Here is a 16,861-nt window from a genome sequence, read left to right as displayed (position 1 = left end):
AAAAACGTCTATCGACGTACCTTCAAAGAAGACAGACCGCGTTTAGCTGAAGTTTTTCTTGCGAGATCAGGAAGCGGAAGCTCCGAAACTTATACTTTTCTGATCTCTTAAACAAAGAAGGAATGCGCTCATCAGCGCATTCCTTCTTTTTGCATTACACGTGGTGAACCAGTCCCCTGGCCCTTCCCATTCCTAACATTTTATACGGATTGATGCTTTTTCTCTTGTACATCTTCTGCCGCTGCCTGGACATGCTCCTGGTCTCTCTGAATCCGTTCCTCGACCAGCTGTACCGCCTGTTCAACCGACCCGATGGCAAGTACCGGTTCCTGGTGGAAAGTTTCGCCGTAAGCCTCGGTAGTATGCGCATATCTCGGATCGTAATAGTATTCCAGCAGCAGTCTCACGGCTGCCCCATAATTTCCTTGCTGCATGCTGAATTCGATTTCCTGGGCGATCGGCGTATGAATCCGCGACTTGATCTTTGAGAAAGCAAGCAGGCTTTCCGCAGGATACTCCCACGGACTGTAATCGTCCAAAATGTGCTTCACCCGCAGCTCAACCGGCGCTTCGAGCACGATATGCCGCCCCAGCTCTTTCTTCTGGACCAGAAATTCAGGCAGGACCACCTTTCCGATCCGCTTGCTCTCCGCCTCAAGCAGAATGTAAGGAGAATCCTGATATCGGATCAGGGACTCCACCAGCAGGGCATCGAAGGTCTTCTGGTTGCTGCTCTTCAGGCCAATCTCGCCGAAAATGGATCCGCGGTGCCCCGCCATCCCTTCAAGATCAACGACCGGGTAGCCCTTCTCCTGCAGTTCCCGGAGAATCAAGGTTTTCCCCGTACCGGTGTTGCCATGGATCACGTACACGTCCGGAGCAAAATCCATGCTCTGAAGCGTGTCGACCACCCATTTCCGGTAAGTCCGGTAGCCTCCCTCAAGCCGGTGCACATGAATGCCCATCAGGGACAGCACCGTTGCCGTCGTACGGCTCCGCATGCCGCCGCGCCAGCAGAATACCGCCTTATTCCCTTGAATTTCAGCAAATTGCTTTACGAAGGAAGGCAGCTTCGCGGACACAATCTCGAGGCCCCGCTCCTTCGCAGCCTGGGTGCTCACCTGCTTGTACAGCGTGCCGATCTCCGCCCGCTCTTCATCATTGAAGAAAGGGATGTTGATGCTTCCCGGAATCGTTGATTCCGCATACTCGGACGGGGACCGGACATCGATGACGGTGATTTCATTTTTCGCTCTCAGTTCATTAAGCTTCTCGATCTGTATATCCTGAAACATGATACAGCTCCTTACTCAATCACAATTTGCCCGCTATGTTTTGCGGTAACCTCACCTATAAGTTTCGCTTCCACGCCGGCATCCACCAGCTCCTGAAGCAGTCGCTCCGCTTCATCCGGGCCTACGGAAATGAGCAAGCCGCCGGAGGTAACCGCGTCGCATAAAATGTACCGGTCCGTCTCGTCCATCTCTTCCGGGAAAATTACATGGTCCTGCACATGCGCATAGTTATTTTTGGATCCGCCTGGAACCAGTCCCTGCTCCGCAAGCTCACGAACCCGCGGCAGGACGGGAACATCCTGCTTGCGAATCCGGATTTCCACCCCGCTGCCTTTGGCCATCTCAAGCGAGTGGCCCATTAAGCCGAACCCGGTGACATCGGTGCAGGCATGGACTTCATAGCCGTCCATAATTTCTGCCGCTTTCTTGTTCAGCGTCGACATGACTTCCGTCACCCGCCGGATTTCTTCCGGGGTGAGCTGATCTTTCTTGATCGAAGTAGTCATGATGCCCACGCCGATCGGCTTGGTCAGGATGAGCTTGTCTCCGGGCCGAGCTCCCGCGTTGCTTCTTACTTTATCAGGATGCACCAGTCCGGTGACCGATAAACCGAATTTCGGCTCTTTGTCGTCAATTGAATGTCCGCCAACGAGCGTGGCGCCCGCTTCCTTGACTTTGTCCCCCGCTCCGCGGAGAATTTCGGTCAGCACGCGTTTATCCAGCGTGGAGATTGGGAAGGCGACGATATTGAGCACCGTCAGCGGTTTTCCGCCCATCGCATAAATATCGCTTAACGCATTCGCCGCGGCGATTTGACCAAAAGAATACGGATCGTCCACGATCGGCGTGAAAAAATCAAGCGTCTGTACAAGCGCCAAATCGTCATTCAGCTTGTATACGCCGGCGTCATCGCTCGTATCGAGCCCGACCAGCAGATTCGGATCATGCGCTGCCGGCGGCAGGCCGCGAAGCACCTGGCTCAGATCGGCAGGGCCGATTTTGCAGCCGCATCCACCCTTGCTGGAATAAGATGTTAACTTAATATTCAAATCGGAATCCATAATCATGACACAACCCTTCTATATTCAACATTGGCATCAGCCTGATATTTTGTTAAACCCGCAAATTCCATCGTACACATCGCTGAAAAAAAACGCAAATGAGCCTTGCCCTGGTGCGATACAGCTTCCATTTGGACAAACCCAACAAAGAACAGCAGAATGTCATGATCAGAAGCATAAACGGGGCTTCCTTCATAACTTTCTGCTGTTTATTGCAGCCTGCTTTATCTGGATACCGGAACCGCGCTTCCAAAGTACTGCTCGAGCGTGATATCCTTCTTCGTCACGTCTTCGGCAATGTCTTTGCCGACGTAGCGGATATGCCACGGCTCGTATTTGTAGCCGGTAATCGATTCTTTTCCTTCCGGATAACGGATTATAAAGCCATATTCGTAAGCATGGTCAGCCAGCCATTTCGCTTCCTTCGTGCCGGCAAAGCAGCTCTCTGCGGCGCATTTGCCATCGGTTCCCGACACGTCAATGGTCAGACCGGTTTGATGCTCGCTGTGGCCCGGACGAGCGCTGTAGGTATCCGCCGCTTTGACGCCGTCCCGATCCACATAGTTATTATACAGCGTCGTCTGACGGGATTCGGAACGGTAGCCCGATACACCGGCCAAGTATACGCCGTCCTGCTTGGCAGCGTCAAACAGCTCTTTCAGAGCGTCTGCAGCCACTTTGCGCATTTTGCGCTTATCTATTTTTTCCGAAAACGTGAAAGGCACATCCGGATAGACGAGATCCGGCGGAACGTAACCTTCCGGCAAACGGTACGTTTTGTTGACGAGTACCGTATCGCTCGTCGGATTGGATACGACATGCTCAACGTCGTACGTATTGACAAAATCACTGCTGGAAGGCGCACCGCCAGTCTGCTCGTCCGTTCCCTTTCCAGTGTCCTGGCCTGAATTGCCGCCGGTTGCAGCGGAATCCTTGCCGTCATCCGTTTGTCCGGCATTCTGACCGGTCGTGCCGTCACCGGCGCCTCCCGTGGCATCGCTGCCGGTACCGCTCGTGCCTTCCGTATCCGATGTGCTGCCGTTATCCGATGCAGTATCTCCGTCTCCGCTGGTGCCTTCTGGATCTACGGTACCGCCATTATCGCTTTGGTCTCCGCCGCCCTGCTGGGCGAGAGCCGGAGGATTCTGTACGGTCGCCTCATCCTTGGCCGTTCCTCTGCTGTTCGCAAAATAGATCAGCGCGCCGCCGACAATGATGACCGCGACGATCAATGTTGCCCATTTTCGCATGTGTTCACCTCAAATAATACCGCGTGATTCAAGACCACGGCTTTCTATCAGTCTATAAATCTATCATACCCGGATCTATTATACGACATATTGGAGGAAGATACGACAAAAAAAGCCCCGATCTTTTCGATCAGGACTCATCCAACGCTAAAATATGTACGCTCCTTAGGGGACAGGTCTTATTCCGAACCTTTCAGCCGTTTTTGCATAAAGACAAGCTCGTGGGCCAGCCGCTCAATCCGCTCCAACACGTTCGGATCCGTAATCTCTTTATATTCGTTAAAATGATCATCATGGACGTAGACATAGCCTGGTGCCACATAAGAACGGAAAAATCCAGCGATCGGCTTCAGCTGGTTCTCAATCACCAGATAATGCTGGTACGTTCCGCCTGTGGCGACGAATCCTACGACCTTTTGCTGCAGCGCCGTGACCGGAATCAGGTCGAACAGGTTTTTCAGCACGCCGGACATCGACGCCTGATAGATCGGTGTGCCGATCAAGCAAAAATCGCTGGAAATGACTGCATCGATCACTTTTTTCGTGTCGCCAGTATATGCCGATGGATCGCGTCCGTCACAGAACTGCACATCGTAATCTTTCATATCGAGCAGCTCCGTCTCCACATCGGGATACTGCTTCTTGACTTCTTCCAGCACTTTGTTCACCACAAGAGCCGTCTTGCTGCCGATGATCGCGCCAGATATTCCAACCAGCTTCATGATGTTAACTCCTTTTCTGTTTGTAGTTTCCTTAATATTCGACTTCGCCTTCATCCGTATTGACGAAAAAGAATGCGGTCATCGCAAGCCGCTCCATCATTTGCTGGCGCAGCATTTCATTCTCAATAACCTCTTCCATGGCCTGCTGCATGCAGCCGATCCAGGCTTCCGCGCGCTTTGGCGTGATGGCAAACGGAAGATGCCTAGCCCGCATGCGGGGATGGCCCATCTGCATCGTGTATAACTGAGGTCCTCCGAAATACTGGGTCAAAAACATTTCCTGCTTCTTCATGACAGGCAATATATTCTCCGGAAACAGCGGAGCAAGCAGCGGGTGCTCCACCACTTTGGGATAAAAGGCTTCCACCAGCGCCTTCATCGTGTCTGCGCCGCCCATTTGCTCATAAAAAGACGTCGGGCGCGCTTCCCGGTTCCCCTGATCCGCCCGTTGTCCGGGATCCTGATTCATATTCGAGTCCAATGGGGAATTGAACCTCCCTTCACGGGTGTGAGCCCCTAATTAGTAAACATAAACGTATACTAATTATTATAATTGAGCGTTCCCTTTGTCAATACTTGTTCCGTAAATATTCTTTACTTTATATACATATATGTTGACTATATTACCCGTGTGAACTACAATTACTCTGATAATAGTACATACCTGTTCTGTAATGGGAAAACACGACGGGAACAGATCCGTAAAAGGGCTAGACATCGCCGGTTTTATCTACAGGAGGTCTGTACTGCTGTTTTGAGCCATACTGTAATAGGGATAGAATGGACTGAAGAAACTTACGTTTCATGCACCAGTTCAATCTATCATAGATAGAGAATGAAGGTGATCAACCATGACCAAAGAAGACCTGGTCGCTGCCCTGACCCATTTGAAAGACCATGAGCATGAGCGCCCCCTTGCTGAGCTCGGCTTGATCCGCGATATTACAATCAATAAGGATCATGCGGCTCTATCGGTGCTTCTGGATCCCGACCTGTCCGCAAGCAAAGAGAGCATCGGGGAACAGATTGTCAGCGCCTTGAAGGGAATCGGCATCGCGGACGTGCATATCCGGTTTAAAGCCATTTCAAATGAAGAAAAAAATGATATTATAGCAATTAAGCTGAATAAATCGGTACGCCGTGCACCAACGCTGATGAATTCCCCGCTCGTCGCCGCCGATTCTGGCGTGACGTTCATCGCGATCGCCAGCGGCAAAGGCGGTGTCGGCAAATCTACGGTAACCGTCAACCTGGCTGCGGCACTCGCCAAGCAGGGTAAACGCGTAGGAATCATCGACGCGGATGTCTATGGTTACAGTATTCCGGAAATGATGGGAATTCATGATCTTCCGAAGAAGCATAATAACCGAATCGTACCGGTAGAACGGCACGGAATCAAGGTTATTTCGACCGGATTTTTCGTACAAGGCAACAAGCCCGTCGTCTGGCGCGGCCCGATGCTGGGCAAGATGCTCAGCACGTTCCTGAATGAAGTGGAATGGGGTCAGCTCGATTTCATCGTGTTGGACCTTCCTCCGGGTACAGGTGATATTGCCTTGGATGTTCACAATAAAATTCCGCAGTGCTCGGAAATTTTGGTGACCACGCCCCACCCTACTGCCAATCATGTTGCTGCCAGGGCCGGTGAGATGGCGATTCAGACCAACCATCCGATCCTCGGAGTCATCGAGAACATGTCTTATTTTACCGACCCCTCCGGTCAGCGGCATGATCTGTTCGGCACAGGCGGCGGAGCTGCTCTCGCGGAGCAGCTCAACACCAAGCTGCTGGCCGAGATCCCGCTTTCTGCGCCCGGCCAGTCGGCGGACCCGGAGAAGTCCCCGGCCGTATTCGGGGATGACAGCGAGCAATGGCGTATTTTTATGAATTTGGCTCAGAGAATTATTAACCATGATATTTAATTAATTTGAAAGGGTGAAACAAATGTCTTATGTAATTACTTCGGCCTGCATAGACGAAAAAGCGGCTGATTGCGTGGATGTATGTCCTGTCGATTGTATCGAGGAAGGTCCGGATCAATATTTTATTGACTCGGATATTTGCATCGAATGCGGTGCTTGCGAAGTTGCCTGCCCGGTAGGTGCGGTATACTATGATACCGATCTTCCGGAAGAAGAAAAACATATGATCCAAAAAGCGGAAAACTTCTACAAATCCAAATAATTGACGATTTGCGATTGGTTCAGCCTGTTGATTTCCAAATCGACAGGCTGTTTATACTTTGAATTCATTTTTACAAAGAAATGTATGGCCCGGATCAGTGAATAGGCGGTGTTAACATGAATCAACAGCTGGATATTTCAACCAGGGACAAAATACTGCAGATGCTGAAAACCAAAGGCGAACTCAGTGCAAAAGAAATTACGGAGTTTATTGGTATCACCAGCATGGCGGTCAGACGCCATATCAACACGCTAGAAAAAGAAGGCTTGATCGAATCCAAGACGATTCGGCAGCCGATGGGAAGGCCTTCCGCGATCTATCGTCTGACAGAGCAGGCTGAAGATTTTTTTCCCAACAAGTATCATTCGCTTACGCTGGATCTTCTCGGGGAACTCGAGCAGGATGCAGGGACGGAAATGGTGAACCACCTCTTTGACCGTCGGGGCGAATCGCTGCTGAAAAACCATGCCGGTAAAATGGAAGGCAAGGACTTTGCCGAAAAGGTCGAACAGCTGGCCGAAATTCAAAACGAAAACGGCTATATGGTTGAGCTTCAAAAAAACAATGAAGATGAATATACCTTATTCGAGCATAATTGTCCGATATCGCAAATTGCGAAAAAATACAATCATGCATGCGCCTGCGAGCTGAAGCTGTTCGAATCGCTGCTCGGGGCCGAGGTATCCCGCGACGAGTGTCTCGCCATGGGCGACCGAAAATGTGTCTATAAAATCCGCAAAGCCCACCGATGATCCGCAAGGTCTGCCACAAACCTCTCATTTGGGATGAGATCGCTGTGTGTGGATAAGCTTGCGGATCTTTTTTGTGCGATCGGAATGATAAGTTTTTTATTTCAGCCCCGCAATTTCACATACCCCCGGTTCATTCTTCATACCTTGAATTGTGCCATCCTGTTATTCAGGTCCTTTCTTTCGTCTCTTCCGGATTTGACACAAAGGGGGTGATCATATTCCTCTAATCGTTAGAGCAACTTTCAATGCTACGGGAGCGATCACGTTTACCGGGAATACCCTCGGGCTCAGCCGATCGGACACGACGGGCGTTCCGGGAACGCTCGACAGTATTGGCGCGTTTGCGACGACCAACACCAGCTCGGTTTTTGGAAGCTATCCGGCAGGAACGACGAACGCTTTTCAGAGCAACAGCTCTTCGGCTGTATTATCCCTTCCCACTGGAAGTACGGTGTTATATGCCGAACTGATCTGGGGCGGATCTTACATTATTTCAGGCAGCGTTAATCTCAGCAGCTCAATTAACAATCCCGTTACGTTTATTACGCCGGCAGGAACGAACAGCGTTACTCCCGATCCGGCAACCGCCAATTCCATAGATTTCGGAAACGGAATGACGGCGTACGTCCGGTCCGCGAATGTTACATCGCTGGTTCAGCAAGGAGGTGCAGGTACTTATACGACCGGCGGCGTTGTGGGAACCATCGTCATCGCTAACGATCCTACAGGTAATCACGCCGGATGGACGCTGGGCGTCATTTACCAGAATCCCTCCCTTCCCTTCCGGAACATGTCGATCCGTGCGGGCGCCGTCCTGGTTCAGGCTAACTCCGACCCGGTTACGACGACCCTGACGGGGTTTGCTACCCCGGTTTCGGGCGCGCTGGGGGGCAGAGCGCTGTTCAGCGCCCAGGAAGGCGATGCCAACCGGACCGGAGATCAGGCGTTGTTCGGCCCGACATCTAACACGGCTTCCGCCTTGTCGGGCCCCAACAACTTTGCCAACAACTTTTTCGCATCCCAGATTAACAACGATGCCGGCCAATTGAATACGACCGGGACGTTCGGGACCCGCAATCAGACCAACGGAGCGCCCGGAAGCAACATCATTGGGGGCCGTCAGGGCTGGGATATCACGAATGTCGACGTCTCCTCCCGGCTTGTCAACAACCAGTCTTCAGCGGTACTGATCCTCACGACCTCGGGAGATGCCTATGCGGTAAATGCGAATGCGATCCAAGTGGACATCAACGCGCCGGCCATCACTGCAGCCAAGAGCACCAGCACGACGACTGCCGTTGTCGGCGATGTCATCACGTATACGGTAACGGTAAGCAATACAGGTACCGCTAATGCCAACAGCGTTGTCCTTTCGGATACACTGCCGGCGGGACTGAGCTTCGTCAGCGGCAGTGTAACAGTTGGGGGCATACCCCGCCCGACCTACGATATTGTTGCAGGAGCACCGCTAGGAACGTTAAACTTTGGCACTTCAGCAACGGTCACTTATCGGGCAACGGTAACGGCACAACCATCCTCCAATCAGTTAGTCAACACTGCGAACGCCTCCTTCTCCTTCCAAAGCGTTGCCGGCGGGTCGACGATTACCGGCGTAATCCCATCGAATGGGGTCACTGTTACCGTCGTATCGCCGGCCCTTACGCTGACCAAAAGCTCCAACCGGACCAATGCGACGGTAGGCTCCACCGTTACATACACCATTTTGGTGGCCAATTCCGGAAATATCGCCGCAAATGTCACGCTCACCGACAACATCCCGACAGGCAGTTCTTTCGTTACCGGCACGTTCACGGTTAACGGAACGGTCATTGCAGGGGCAAATCCGGCGGCAGGCGTTGCGATTGGCAGTATTGGTGCGGGATCATCTGCGACGGTAACGTTTCGGGTACAGGTGAACTCTCTGCCCTCTCCACCGCAGTTTGTCGACCAGGCCGTTGCTGCATATACGTTCACGCCTTCAGCGGGAAGAACGATATCGGGTTCTGCATCGTCGAACACGCTCACACTCCCGGTAACCCTGCCGAATATTACGGTTACGAAGAGCGCTAATTTCTCGGATATTGCTGTAGGAGAGACGCTGACCTATACGTCTGCAGTAGCCAATAACGGGACAGAAGCCGTAACGAATGCCGTATTTACCGATGCCATCCCTTCCGGTGCCGCCTTCGTACCCGGCAGTGTAACCGTCGGCGGCGCAGCGGTGACATCAGCTAATCCCGCCAGCGGCGTATCCCTGGGAACTCTGGCAGCAGGAAGCTCCGTTACGGTAACTTTTCAGATTGCCGTTCAATCTGTCCCCGCATCCGGGGCCTTGTCGAACCAGTCGACCGTAGCGTACAGCTCAGGTGCCTTTCAAGGGACAGCGGTGTCGAACACGATGACGACCCCCGTCTATCAGCCGGTCATCACGATTGCCAAAAGCGCCTCAACCTCAAGCGCCACGGTTGGCGACACGATTACGTACACGCTTTTGGTCCGGAACAGCGGGAACCGGGCAGCCCAGGTTACACTGACCGATAACATTCCTTCAGGAACCAGCTTCGTAGTGAACTCGGTTACGGTTGGAGGAGCAGCAGTGCCAGGGGCCACTCCAACCGGAGGCATAAACGCAGGGACCGTAGGAGCAGGGGGCTCCGTTACCGTCACTTTCCAGGTCGTGCTGAACTCGCTCCCTTCTCCACCGTCGCTGGCCAATACGGCAGCAGCCAGTTATAACTACCAGCTGCCAAGCGGGCGCAGCCTGTCGGGATCGGCAACCTCCAACACGCTGACGATTCCGGCCTCGGCGCCAAACGTGACGGTGGTCAAGAGCGCCAACACGTCGGCAGCAACCGTATCGGACGTTATAACCTACACCATTACAGCGACCAATAACGGAATCGGGCCTGTGAGCAATGTCATCGTATCGGACCCGATACCAGAGGGGACATCGTTGATCAGCGGGAGCGTGACGGTAGGCGGAACTCCGGTTCCCGGCGGAAATCCCGCGAGTGGCGTGTCCGTCGGATCTTTGGGTGCAGGGGCCTCTGCCGTCGTAACGTTCCAAGTCCGCGTCAATTCCCTGACAGGCACAGGGCAGCTGAGTAACCGGGCCAGCGTCGCTTTTACGTCCGGCACCTTTGGCGGTACCTCCCTGTCCAACACGCTGGTTATCCCCGTCTTCTTGGCGGTCATCAACATCGTGAAATCGGCCAGTACGCTAAACGCCACGGTCGGAGACACGTTTTCCTACCAGTTTCAAGTAAGTAATACCGGCAACACGGCTGCTGCCGTCACGCTGACCGATAACATTCCGCCTGGCTCCGTATTTATTGAAAACAGCGTGCTCATTAATGGCAATCCCGTTCCAGGCGTTAGTCCCGTGACCGGAATCCCTCTGGGTTCTCTCGCGGCAAGCACTGCGGTAACGGTCAGCTTTGTTGTTACGATTACTTCCTTGCCCGCTTCGAGACAGCTTACGGATCAGGCGGCGGCATCCTATACCTATACATTACCGGGCGGCAGGCAAGTTACGGGATCTGCAGCGTCCAATACAGTAACGATTCCTGTAGCGCTTCCGAACGTTAGCGTTGTCAAAACAGCCTCGAGGCCGAATGTTGTCGTTGGGGACGTCCTGACTTTTTCAAGCACGGTCACGAATAACGGAACGTCCAATGTCAGCAACGTCAATCTGATCGACAACGTCCCTTCAAACGCTTCGTTTATTCCTCAAAGCGTAATTGTTAACGGTTCTTCGCGCCCGTCAGCAGTTCCGTCCGAGGGCATTTCAATCGGTACCCTGACCCCTGGTTCTGCGGCTACCGTAACTTTTGAGGTGAGGATAACCATGCCGATTCCATCGCAAATCAACAACCAGTCAACCGTAAGCTTTACATCTGGCACGTTCTCAGGAACCGCGTCTTCGAACATTACGACGACGCCTGTCATACAACCGCAAATCGCTGTGACCAAAAGTGCCAATACGAACAATGCCACCGTCGGTGATTCCGTTACGTACACGGTAACGGTCAGTAATAGCGGCAATCTCGGAGCAGCCGTTACGCTGACGGATACGATTCCGTCTTCGACTACGTTTACTCCCAACAGCGTCATCGTAAACGGCTTTCCAATACCGGGCGCATCCCCGGCAGCCGGCATCGATCTAGGGACTCTCGCGCCCGGAGCAAGCACAGTTGTGACGTTTGTGGTGGTGATCAACTCGCTGCCGAGCCCGCAATTCATCACGAACCAGGCGACGGCCAATTTTACGTATACGCCGCCTGACGGCAGGACGCTGAGTGGCTCCGCATTATCCAACACCGTTACGATTCCCGTTTCCGCGCCGAACGTGAGTGTGGTCAAAACGACGGCCACGACTTCGACGACCGTTGGGGATACCATCGTCTACTCTGTGGCGGTCATCAATCAAGGAATCGAAACGGTCAACAACGTCCAGTTTACCGACAGTATTCCGGCGGGCGCGTCATTTGTGACCGGCAGTGTAACGATTAACGGCACGCCTGTCCCAACAGCGAATCCGTCCGCAGGCATTTCGCTCGGACCACTAGATCCCGGCGCCACTACCACGGTAAATTTCAGCATCACCGTAAATTCCGTTCCCGTCAGCGGGATCATAAGCAATCAGGCAACTGTCACGTTTACGTCAGGGAGTTTCTCGGGACTTGCCAACTCCAACAGCGTGACCACTCCGGTATTCAACGCCGTGCCAACTGTGGCCAAGACGGCAAGTACCGCCAATGCCACTGTAGGCGATACCGTCACGTATACGTTCTCGATCGGAAACACAGGGAATTATCCTGTTCAGATCACGTTAACGGACAACATTCCGTCAGGGACCATTTTCGTCGCAAACAGCGTTCTGGTTAACGGGGCACCGATTCCAGGGGCAAGTCCTAGCACGGGTATACCTGTCGGCGTCGTCAATCCGGGACAGGCGGCGACAGCCGTATTTTCGGTGAATATCACTTCGCTGCCATCCCCGCAGCAGATTGTAAACCAAGGCGCCGTCTCAGGCACTTTTATTCTTCCGGACGGCCGTTCCTTTACCCGGACAGCCGTATCCAATATACTGACCATCCCGGTATCCGCTCCCAACGTTACGGTCGTCAAAAGCACGCCGTCAACCGCGCTGACGGTCGGCGATACAGCGACTTACACGACAACGATCACAAACAACGGTATTGAAACGGTCAGCAGTGTCTTGTTCACCGACCCGATTCCGCCAGGTGCCGCCTTAGTGCCCGGTTCCGTCACGGTCGACGGTGCACCCCGGCCTGCGGCCAATCCGGCCACAGGTATCATCATCGGCACGATTGCTACGGGGGCCACGGTTACTGTGTCTTTTAACATCACGGTGACCTCCCTTCCAACGCCTGCTCAGCTCGCGAATACGTCTTCGGTCAGCTTTACGTCGGGCACCTTCTCTGGGGTCACCTTCTCGAATACCGTTACCACTCCGGTATTTCAGCCGATCTTCACCGCGCAAAAGACAGCCAACACGACCAATGCAACCGTCGGTGATACGGTCGTATTTACCGTTAGCATGAACAATGCAGGCAATTTCGGCGCGGCCGTCACCTTAACGGACACACTTCCTGCCGGAACGACTTTTGTGCCAAACAGCGTAATTCTCAACGGCCAGCCGATGCCGGGAGCCGATCCGGCCGCGGGAATTCCCCTTGGTGTTATCGTGACAGGTGCCGTCGTCACGTTCTCGGCAGTTATTGATGCGGTACCGCCAACCCAGCAACTGACCAACCAAGCGACCGCAGCCTTTACCTTCACGCTTCCGGACTCCCGGGTCATCAATGGCTCCTTTGCCTCCAATACGCTGTCGATTCCGGTATCTGCGCCAAACGTCGCCGTCGTCAAAGCTTCCGGTGCTGCTGAAGCTTCGGTGGGCACGGTGGTTCCTTATACCATCACTGTAACCAACAATGGAATTGAAAATGTCACCAATGCAGTCTTCTCGGATATGATCGCCGCAGGGAGCCAGTTTGTAACGGGCAGCGTAACGGTTAACGGAACTGCCCAGCCCTCGGCCAATCCGGCGGCTGGCATTCAGCTGGGTACGATCGCCCCTGGTGCAGTAGTAACCGTGACGTTTAACGTAACCGTCCTGTCCATCCCTGACGACGGCAACCTGACCAACCAATCGTCCGTAACGTTCAACTCTGGCGCATTCACCGGCACCGCGTTCTCCAACGTTACGTCCGTCCCTGTCTATCAGGCAATGATCAGTGCCAACAAAACGGCCAATACGACGAACGCCACGGTTGGAGATACGATCGTCTACACGGTAACGCTGACGAATACAGGCAACATTGCGGCGGCAGGAACATTAACCGACCCTGTTCCGAATGGAGCTGTTTTTGTCCCTAACAGTATTCAGGTAAACGGCGTGCCGCTGCCAGGTGCGGACCCGTCAACCGGATTCTCCGTCGGCACAATCAATCCTGGCCAAACCGTCCAAGTGACCGTTACCATGGAAGTGACGGTCGATACTCTGCCAAACCCGCAGCAGCTCGTGAACCAGGCAACCGTAAACTTCTCTTTTACGCGTCCGGACGGGGTGGTCGTTACCGGAACTTCCCTATCCAACGTGCTCACGATTCCGGTCTCGTCGCCTGACGTTTCCGTCGTCAAAAGCACACCGTCCGTTGACGCGGTCGTCGGAGACATCATTACGTACTCTATTGCCGTTACAAATAACGGAATCGAAGCCGTCAACAACGTTGTGCTTGTTGACCCGGTACCAACAGGTTCGGCGTTTGTACCAGGCAGTGTTACGGTCGCCGGAACGCCTAGACCGACCGCCAATCCGAATACAGGCATCACAGTCGGCATCATCGGGGCTGGAGACACCGTGATCGTGACGTTCCAGGTACAGGTGACGACCCTATGAAGTCCGGGCTGACATCTGATTTTATTTTAAAAAATCAAACCATGGTCCGCTTTAGCGTTGGTGGAGCCGAGTCGGTAGCCTACTCCAATACCGTCGATACCCCATGGATCGGCCCGCTGCTGAAGTTCAGCAAGTTTGTCCAAAATAGCGTCGTTTCGCTGAACCAAATGGTGACCTACAGCTTTTCAATACGCAATGATGGCAATCGCGAAGCCGGCTTGATATTGTACGATCCGCTGCCAGCCGGTTTGTCGTTTATTCCGAATAGTGTCTTGAAGAACGGCGCCCCCGTCCCGGGGGCTCAACCCGGTTCAGGTATCGATCTCGGCATGCTGGGGCCTGATGCTTCGGTGTATGTTGTGTTTCAGGCGATCGTGGTGGCGATCCCCCCATCGCTGCAAATCACCAATGAAGGACGTGCTGAATACTCGTTCCAATCCCTCGGGGGAAGAACGGTACGCGGCTCCATCGCCTCCAACCCGGTGACGCTGACCGTGCTACCTTCCTCCGTATCGCTAATCGCCGACGTCAGCACCTTCCAAACGTTTATCGGGGATATACTGTTCTACGAACTTCTGGTGACAAATCAAGGGAGTGTACCGCTACCCCAAGCGGTGATCTTTATTACGCTCCCACCGGGATTAACATTTGTACAGGGCAGTGTCGTCATCAATGGCGTCCTGTACCCGGACGTGCAGCCCGAAAATGGAATTCCGATCGGGACAATCGCTCCCGGCGCTTCCATCCGCATCAGGGTTAGCTTAAGAGTCGGGAAGGTGGACAACGATTCCGTGGTCATCCAAAGCTGCTTGAAGTATTACATTGATGGGATGGAGTATAAGGCCATGGCCAATGAGCTTCAAGTGATCGTGATCGACCCTGAAGTCAGTCTCAGCAAGAAGTCAAACAGAAACCGGGCAACCATCGGCTGTATGATCGGTTACGAATGTACGGTGCAAAATACGAGCAGCCAAGCGGTAGATGCAACGCTGCAGGATGCGTTTCCCGAAGGATTATCCCTCGTTCCGGGCAGCGTCCGGCTAAATGGTCAAAACTTGGAAGGGTCACCATTGATGGATGGGCTTTTCCTGGGGACCCTTTCTCCGGGGCAGCAAGTAATCATCACTTATGAAGCGAGCGTTGACCCGTTTATACCGTCTGCAGGCCCGTTACGCGTACCAAACGAAGCAACCGTATCTTACGCCTTCCACCTGCCCGACGGCCGGATCGTCCGCCAGCGTACCTCACCCGAGACGGCCATGGTTGAGCTGCTTGCCCCCAGCCTGACCGCAACGGCTCATGCCGCCCATTACGTACTTGAGCCAGGGGATGAACTGCTGATTACCGTCAAACTGTATAACAGTGGAAGCTTAGGAGCGTCCGTGGTTCTCATCGGCTGGATGCAGGATCCCATTCTTTTTCAGGCAGGCACCGTGATCGTAAACGGCAAAGCGGTTAATCCTCCCCAGGATGTCCTGTTGGGCTCCGTGGACCCTGGCGGTTCACTGACGTTCAGGTATACAGCCAAGGTTCCCGATCCGGTGGACGGACAGCTTGAAGAAATAAACGGCTATTTTCTGTTCCGGACCCTGGCGGAAGTCGACGGATGCGTCTATGAACGGGAATGGGTATCCGAGACGCTCAGCATTGCCGTCAACACAGAAGATGAATAAAAGCAAAAAACAGCGAATGCCGATCTTATCGATCGCATTCGCTGTTTTGTCATTCGTTCATTTTTCGAGGAGTGGTTCATACATTGCCAAGTGGCTGATTATCCCCGGAACTGCTTCAAAAATTGCACCGCTTTAGAAATGTCCGCCTCCGGATCCTCCCCGACCTCGCGCTCAATGGTCAAGTATCCTTGATAGCCGATATCTTTCAGCGCCTGCAAATAGCTCTGCCAGTTTACGCTGCCTTCGCCCAGCGGCACTTCGCGGAAATACTGCCCTTCCCCAGGAACAAATGTATTGTTCTCGTTGGCCGGCGGCTCGAAGCCAAGTGTTTCGTAGATGTAATAGGCAGGTACTTCTTTTAAACGAATACCGTCTTTGGCGTGGGTATGTACGATGTAATCCTTCAGGTTATGCACCCCTTCAGCCGGATCGTCGCCGGTCACCATGACCATGTTTGCCGGGTCGAAGTTGACGGATACGCCTTTCGAGCCAAGTCCGTCGAGGAAATCCTTCAGTCGTGCGGAAGGCTCAGGGCCCGTTTCGATCGCAAAGAAAGCGTTCATGCTGGTGGCATAAGAAGCCAGTTCCTCGCATGCATCGTGCATCGTTTGGTAGATTTCGCTGTTTTTGTCCTCCGGTACAAGTCCGATATGCGTCGTTACTACGCTGGTTCCGAGTTCTACCGCCAGATCGAGAATCCGCTTGGACTTCTCGATTTTCTCCGCGTTGACCGTCTTATCTTGGAAACCGTATCCGCCGAGGTCGCCCACGAGCGCCGAAATTTCCAGTCCCAGGGACTCGATATAGCTCTTCAGTTCCTTGCGCTGCGCCGCAGACAGGTTAGCCGGATCCATTTCACCGCTCACGGCATAGATCTGCACGCCGTCCGCTCCTACCTTCTTCGCCTTGGCCAGTCCTTCCCGGACCCCGACCCGGAAGCTGTCGACAATAACGCCGATTTTATTGTTCATTCCAGTCACCTCTCCCTTGTTTATGCTG

11 protein-coding genes are annotated in these 16,861 nt (G+C 53.4%); 5 read left to right on the top strand and 6 right to left on the bottom strand.

Features of this window, described 5'->3' with window-relative positions; all coding sequences use genetic code 11:
• Positions 1–200: 200 nt before the first annotated feature.
• From mnmH to K2F33_RS20755, 5 genes are all read right to left on the bottom strand, one after another.
• Positions 201–1,295, bottom strand: coding sequence for a tRNA 2-selenouridine(34) synthase MnmH (gene mnmH, locus K2F33_RS20775; protein WP_263878431.1), 1,095 nt, complete (start codon positions 1,293–1,295; stop codon positions 201–203).
• 11 nt (positions 1,296–1,306) lie between these two features.
• Positions 1,307–2,362 (bottom strand): selenide, water dikinase SelD, encoded by a 1,056-nt coding sequence (gene selD / locus K2F33_RS20770; protein ID WP_263878430.1) that lies wholly within the window; start codon positions 2,360–2,362, stop codon positions 1,307–1,309.
• 218 nt (positions 2,363–2,580) lie between these two features.
• On the bottom strand, positions 2,581–3,606 hold the full coding sequence (locus tag K2F33_RS20765) for a M15 family metallopeptidase (RefSeq protein WP_263878429.1): 1,026 nt from the start codon (positions 3,604–3,606) through the stop codon (positions 2,581–2,583).
• A 179-nt stretch (positions 3,607–3,785) separates the two neighbouring features.
• Positions 3,786–4,328: an NADPH-dependent FMN reductase gene (locus K2F33_RS20760; RefSeq protein WP_089547757.1), complete on the bottom strand. Its 543-nt coding sequence runs from the start codon at positions 4,326–4,328 to the stop codon at positions 3,786–3,788.
• 31 nt (positions 4,329–4,359) lie between these two features.
• Entirely contained in the window at positions 4,360–4,725 is a 366-nt protein-coding gene (locus tag K2F33_RS20755; protein ID WP_412974006.1) for a globin domain-containing protein, read from the bottom strand.
• 454 nt (positions 4,726–5,179) lie between these two features.
• Between K2F33_RS20755 and K2F33_RS20745 the strand changes: the two genes are divergently transcribed.
• The 5 genes from K2F33_RS20745 to K2F33_RS20725 all read left to right on the top strand — a co-directional run bounded on the left by K2F33_RS20745 (position 5,180) and on the right by K2F33_RS20725 (position 15,862).
• A complete protein-coding gene (locus K2F33_RS20745; RefSeq protein ID WP_089547758.1) occupies positions 5,180–6,250 on the top strand; it encodes an Mrp/NBP35 family ATP-binding protein in 1,071 nt (356 codons plus the stop codon).
• 22 nt (positions 6,251–6,272) lie between these two features.
• Entirely contained in the window at positions 6,273–6,512 is a 240-nt protein-coding gene (locus tag K2F33_RS20740; RefSeq protein ID WP_076171713.1) for a ferredoxin family protein, read from the top strand.
• Positions 6,513–6,628: 116 nt separating this feature from the next.
• Positions 6,629–7,264, top strand: coding sequence for a helix-turn-helix transcriptional regulator (locus tag K2F33_RS20735; RefSeq protein ID WP_105442372.1), 636 nt, complete (start codon positions 6,629–6,631; stop codon positions 7,262–7,264).
• Between the two features lie 451 nt (positions 7,265–7,715).
• Positions 7,716–14,189 carry a DUF7507 domain-containing protein gene (locus tag K2F33_RS20730; protein ID WP_263878428.1) on the top strand — a complete coding sequence of 2,158 codons (6,474 nt, stop codon included), beginning with the start codon at positions 7,716–7,718 and terminating at the stop codon, positions 14,187–14,189.
• Positions 14,186–15,862: a DUF11 domain-containing protein gene (locus K2F33_RS20725; protein WP_263878427.1), complete on the top strand. Its 1,677-nt coding sequence runs from the start codon at positions 14,186–14,188 to the stop codon at positions 15,860–15,862. Before K2F33_RS20730 ends, K2F33_RS20725 begins: the two co-directional genes overlap by 4 nt.
• Before the next feature lie 98 nt (positions 15,863–15,960).
• Here the strand turns inward: K2F33_RS20725 and K2F33_RS20720 are convergent, their stop codons facing one another.
• On the bottom strand, positions 15,961–16,833 hold the full coding sequence (locus K2F33_RS20720; RefSeq protein ID WP_089547762.1) for a sugar phosphate isomerase/epimerase family protein: 873 nt from the start codon (positions 16,831–16,833) through the stop codon (positions 15,961–15,963).
• Positions 16,834–16,861 lie beyond the last annotated feature (28 nt).

It is taken from the genome of Paenibacillus sp. PSB04, assembly GCF_025809195.1.
Taxonomy (GTDB): domain Bacteria; phylum Bacillota; class Bacilli; order Paenibacillales; family Paenibacillaceae; genus Paenibacillus_AQ; species Paenibacillus_AQ favisporus.
This window is presented reverse-complemented; position numbering and strand designations above follow the sequence as displayed.

Coding starts and splice junctions, on each gene's coding strand:
- mnmH (WP_263878431.1), bottom strand. CDS start 1,295: ATGTTTCAGGATATACAGATCGAGAAGCTTAATGAACTGAGAGCGAAA.
- selD (WP_263878430.1), bottom strand. CDS start 2,362: ATGATTATGGATTCCGATTTGAATATTAAGTTAACATCTTATTCCAGC.
- K2F33_RS20765 (WP_263878429.1), bottom strand. CDS start 3,606: ATGCGAAAATGGGCAACATTGATCGTCGCGGTCATCATTGTCGGCGGC.
- K2F33_RS20760 (WP_089547757.1), bottom strand. CDS start 4,328: ATGAAGCTGGTTGGAATATCTGGCGCGATCATCGGCAGCAAGACGGCT.
- K2F33_RS20755 (WP_412974006.1), bottom strand. CDS start 4,725: ATGGGCGGCGCAGACACGATGAAGGCGCTGGTGGAAGCCTTTTATCCC.
- K2F33_RS20745 (WP_089547758.1), top strand. CDS start 5,180: ATGACCAAAGAAGACCTGGTCGCTGCCCTGACCCATTTGAAAGACCAT.
- K2F33_RS20740 (WP_076171713.1), top strand. CDS start 6,273: ATGTCTTATGTAATTACTTCGGCCTGCATAGACGAAAAAGCGGCTGAT.
- K2F33_RS20735 (WP_105442372.1), top strand. CDS start 6,629: ATGAATCAACAGCTGGATATTTCAACCAGGGACAAAATACTGCAGATG.
- K2F33_RS20725 (WP_263878427.1), top strand. CDS start 14,186: ATGAAGTCCGGGCTGACATCTGATTTTATTTTAAAAAATCAAACCATG.
- K2F33_RS20720 (WP_089547762.1), bottom strand. CDS start 16,833: ATGAACAATAAAATCGGCGTTATTGTCGACAGCTTCCGGGTCGGGGTC.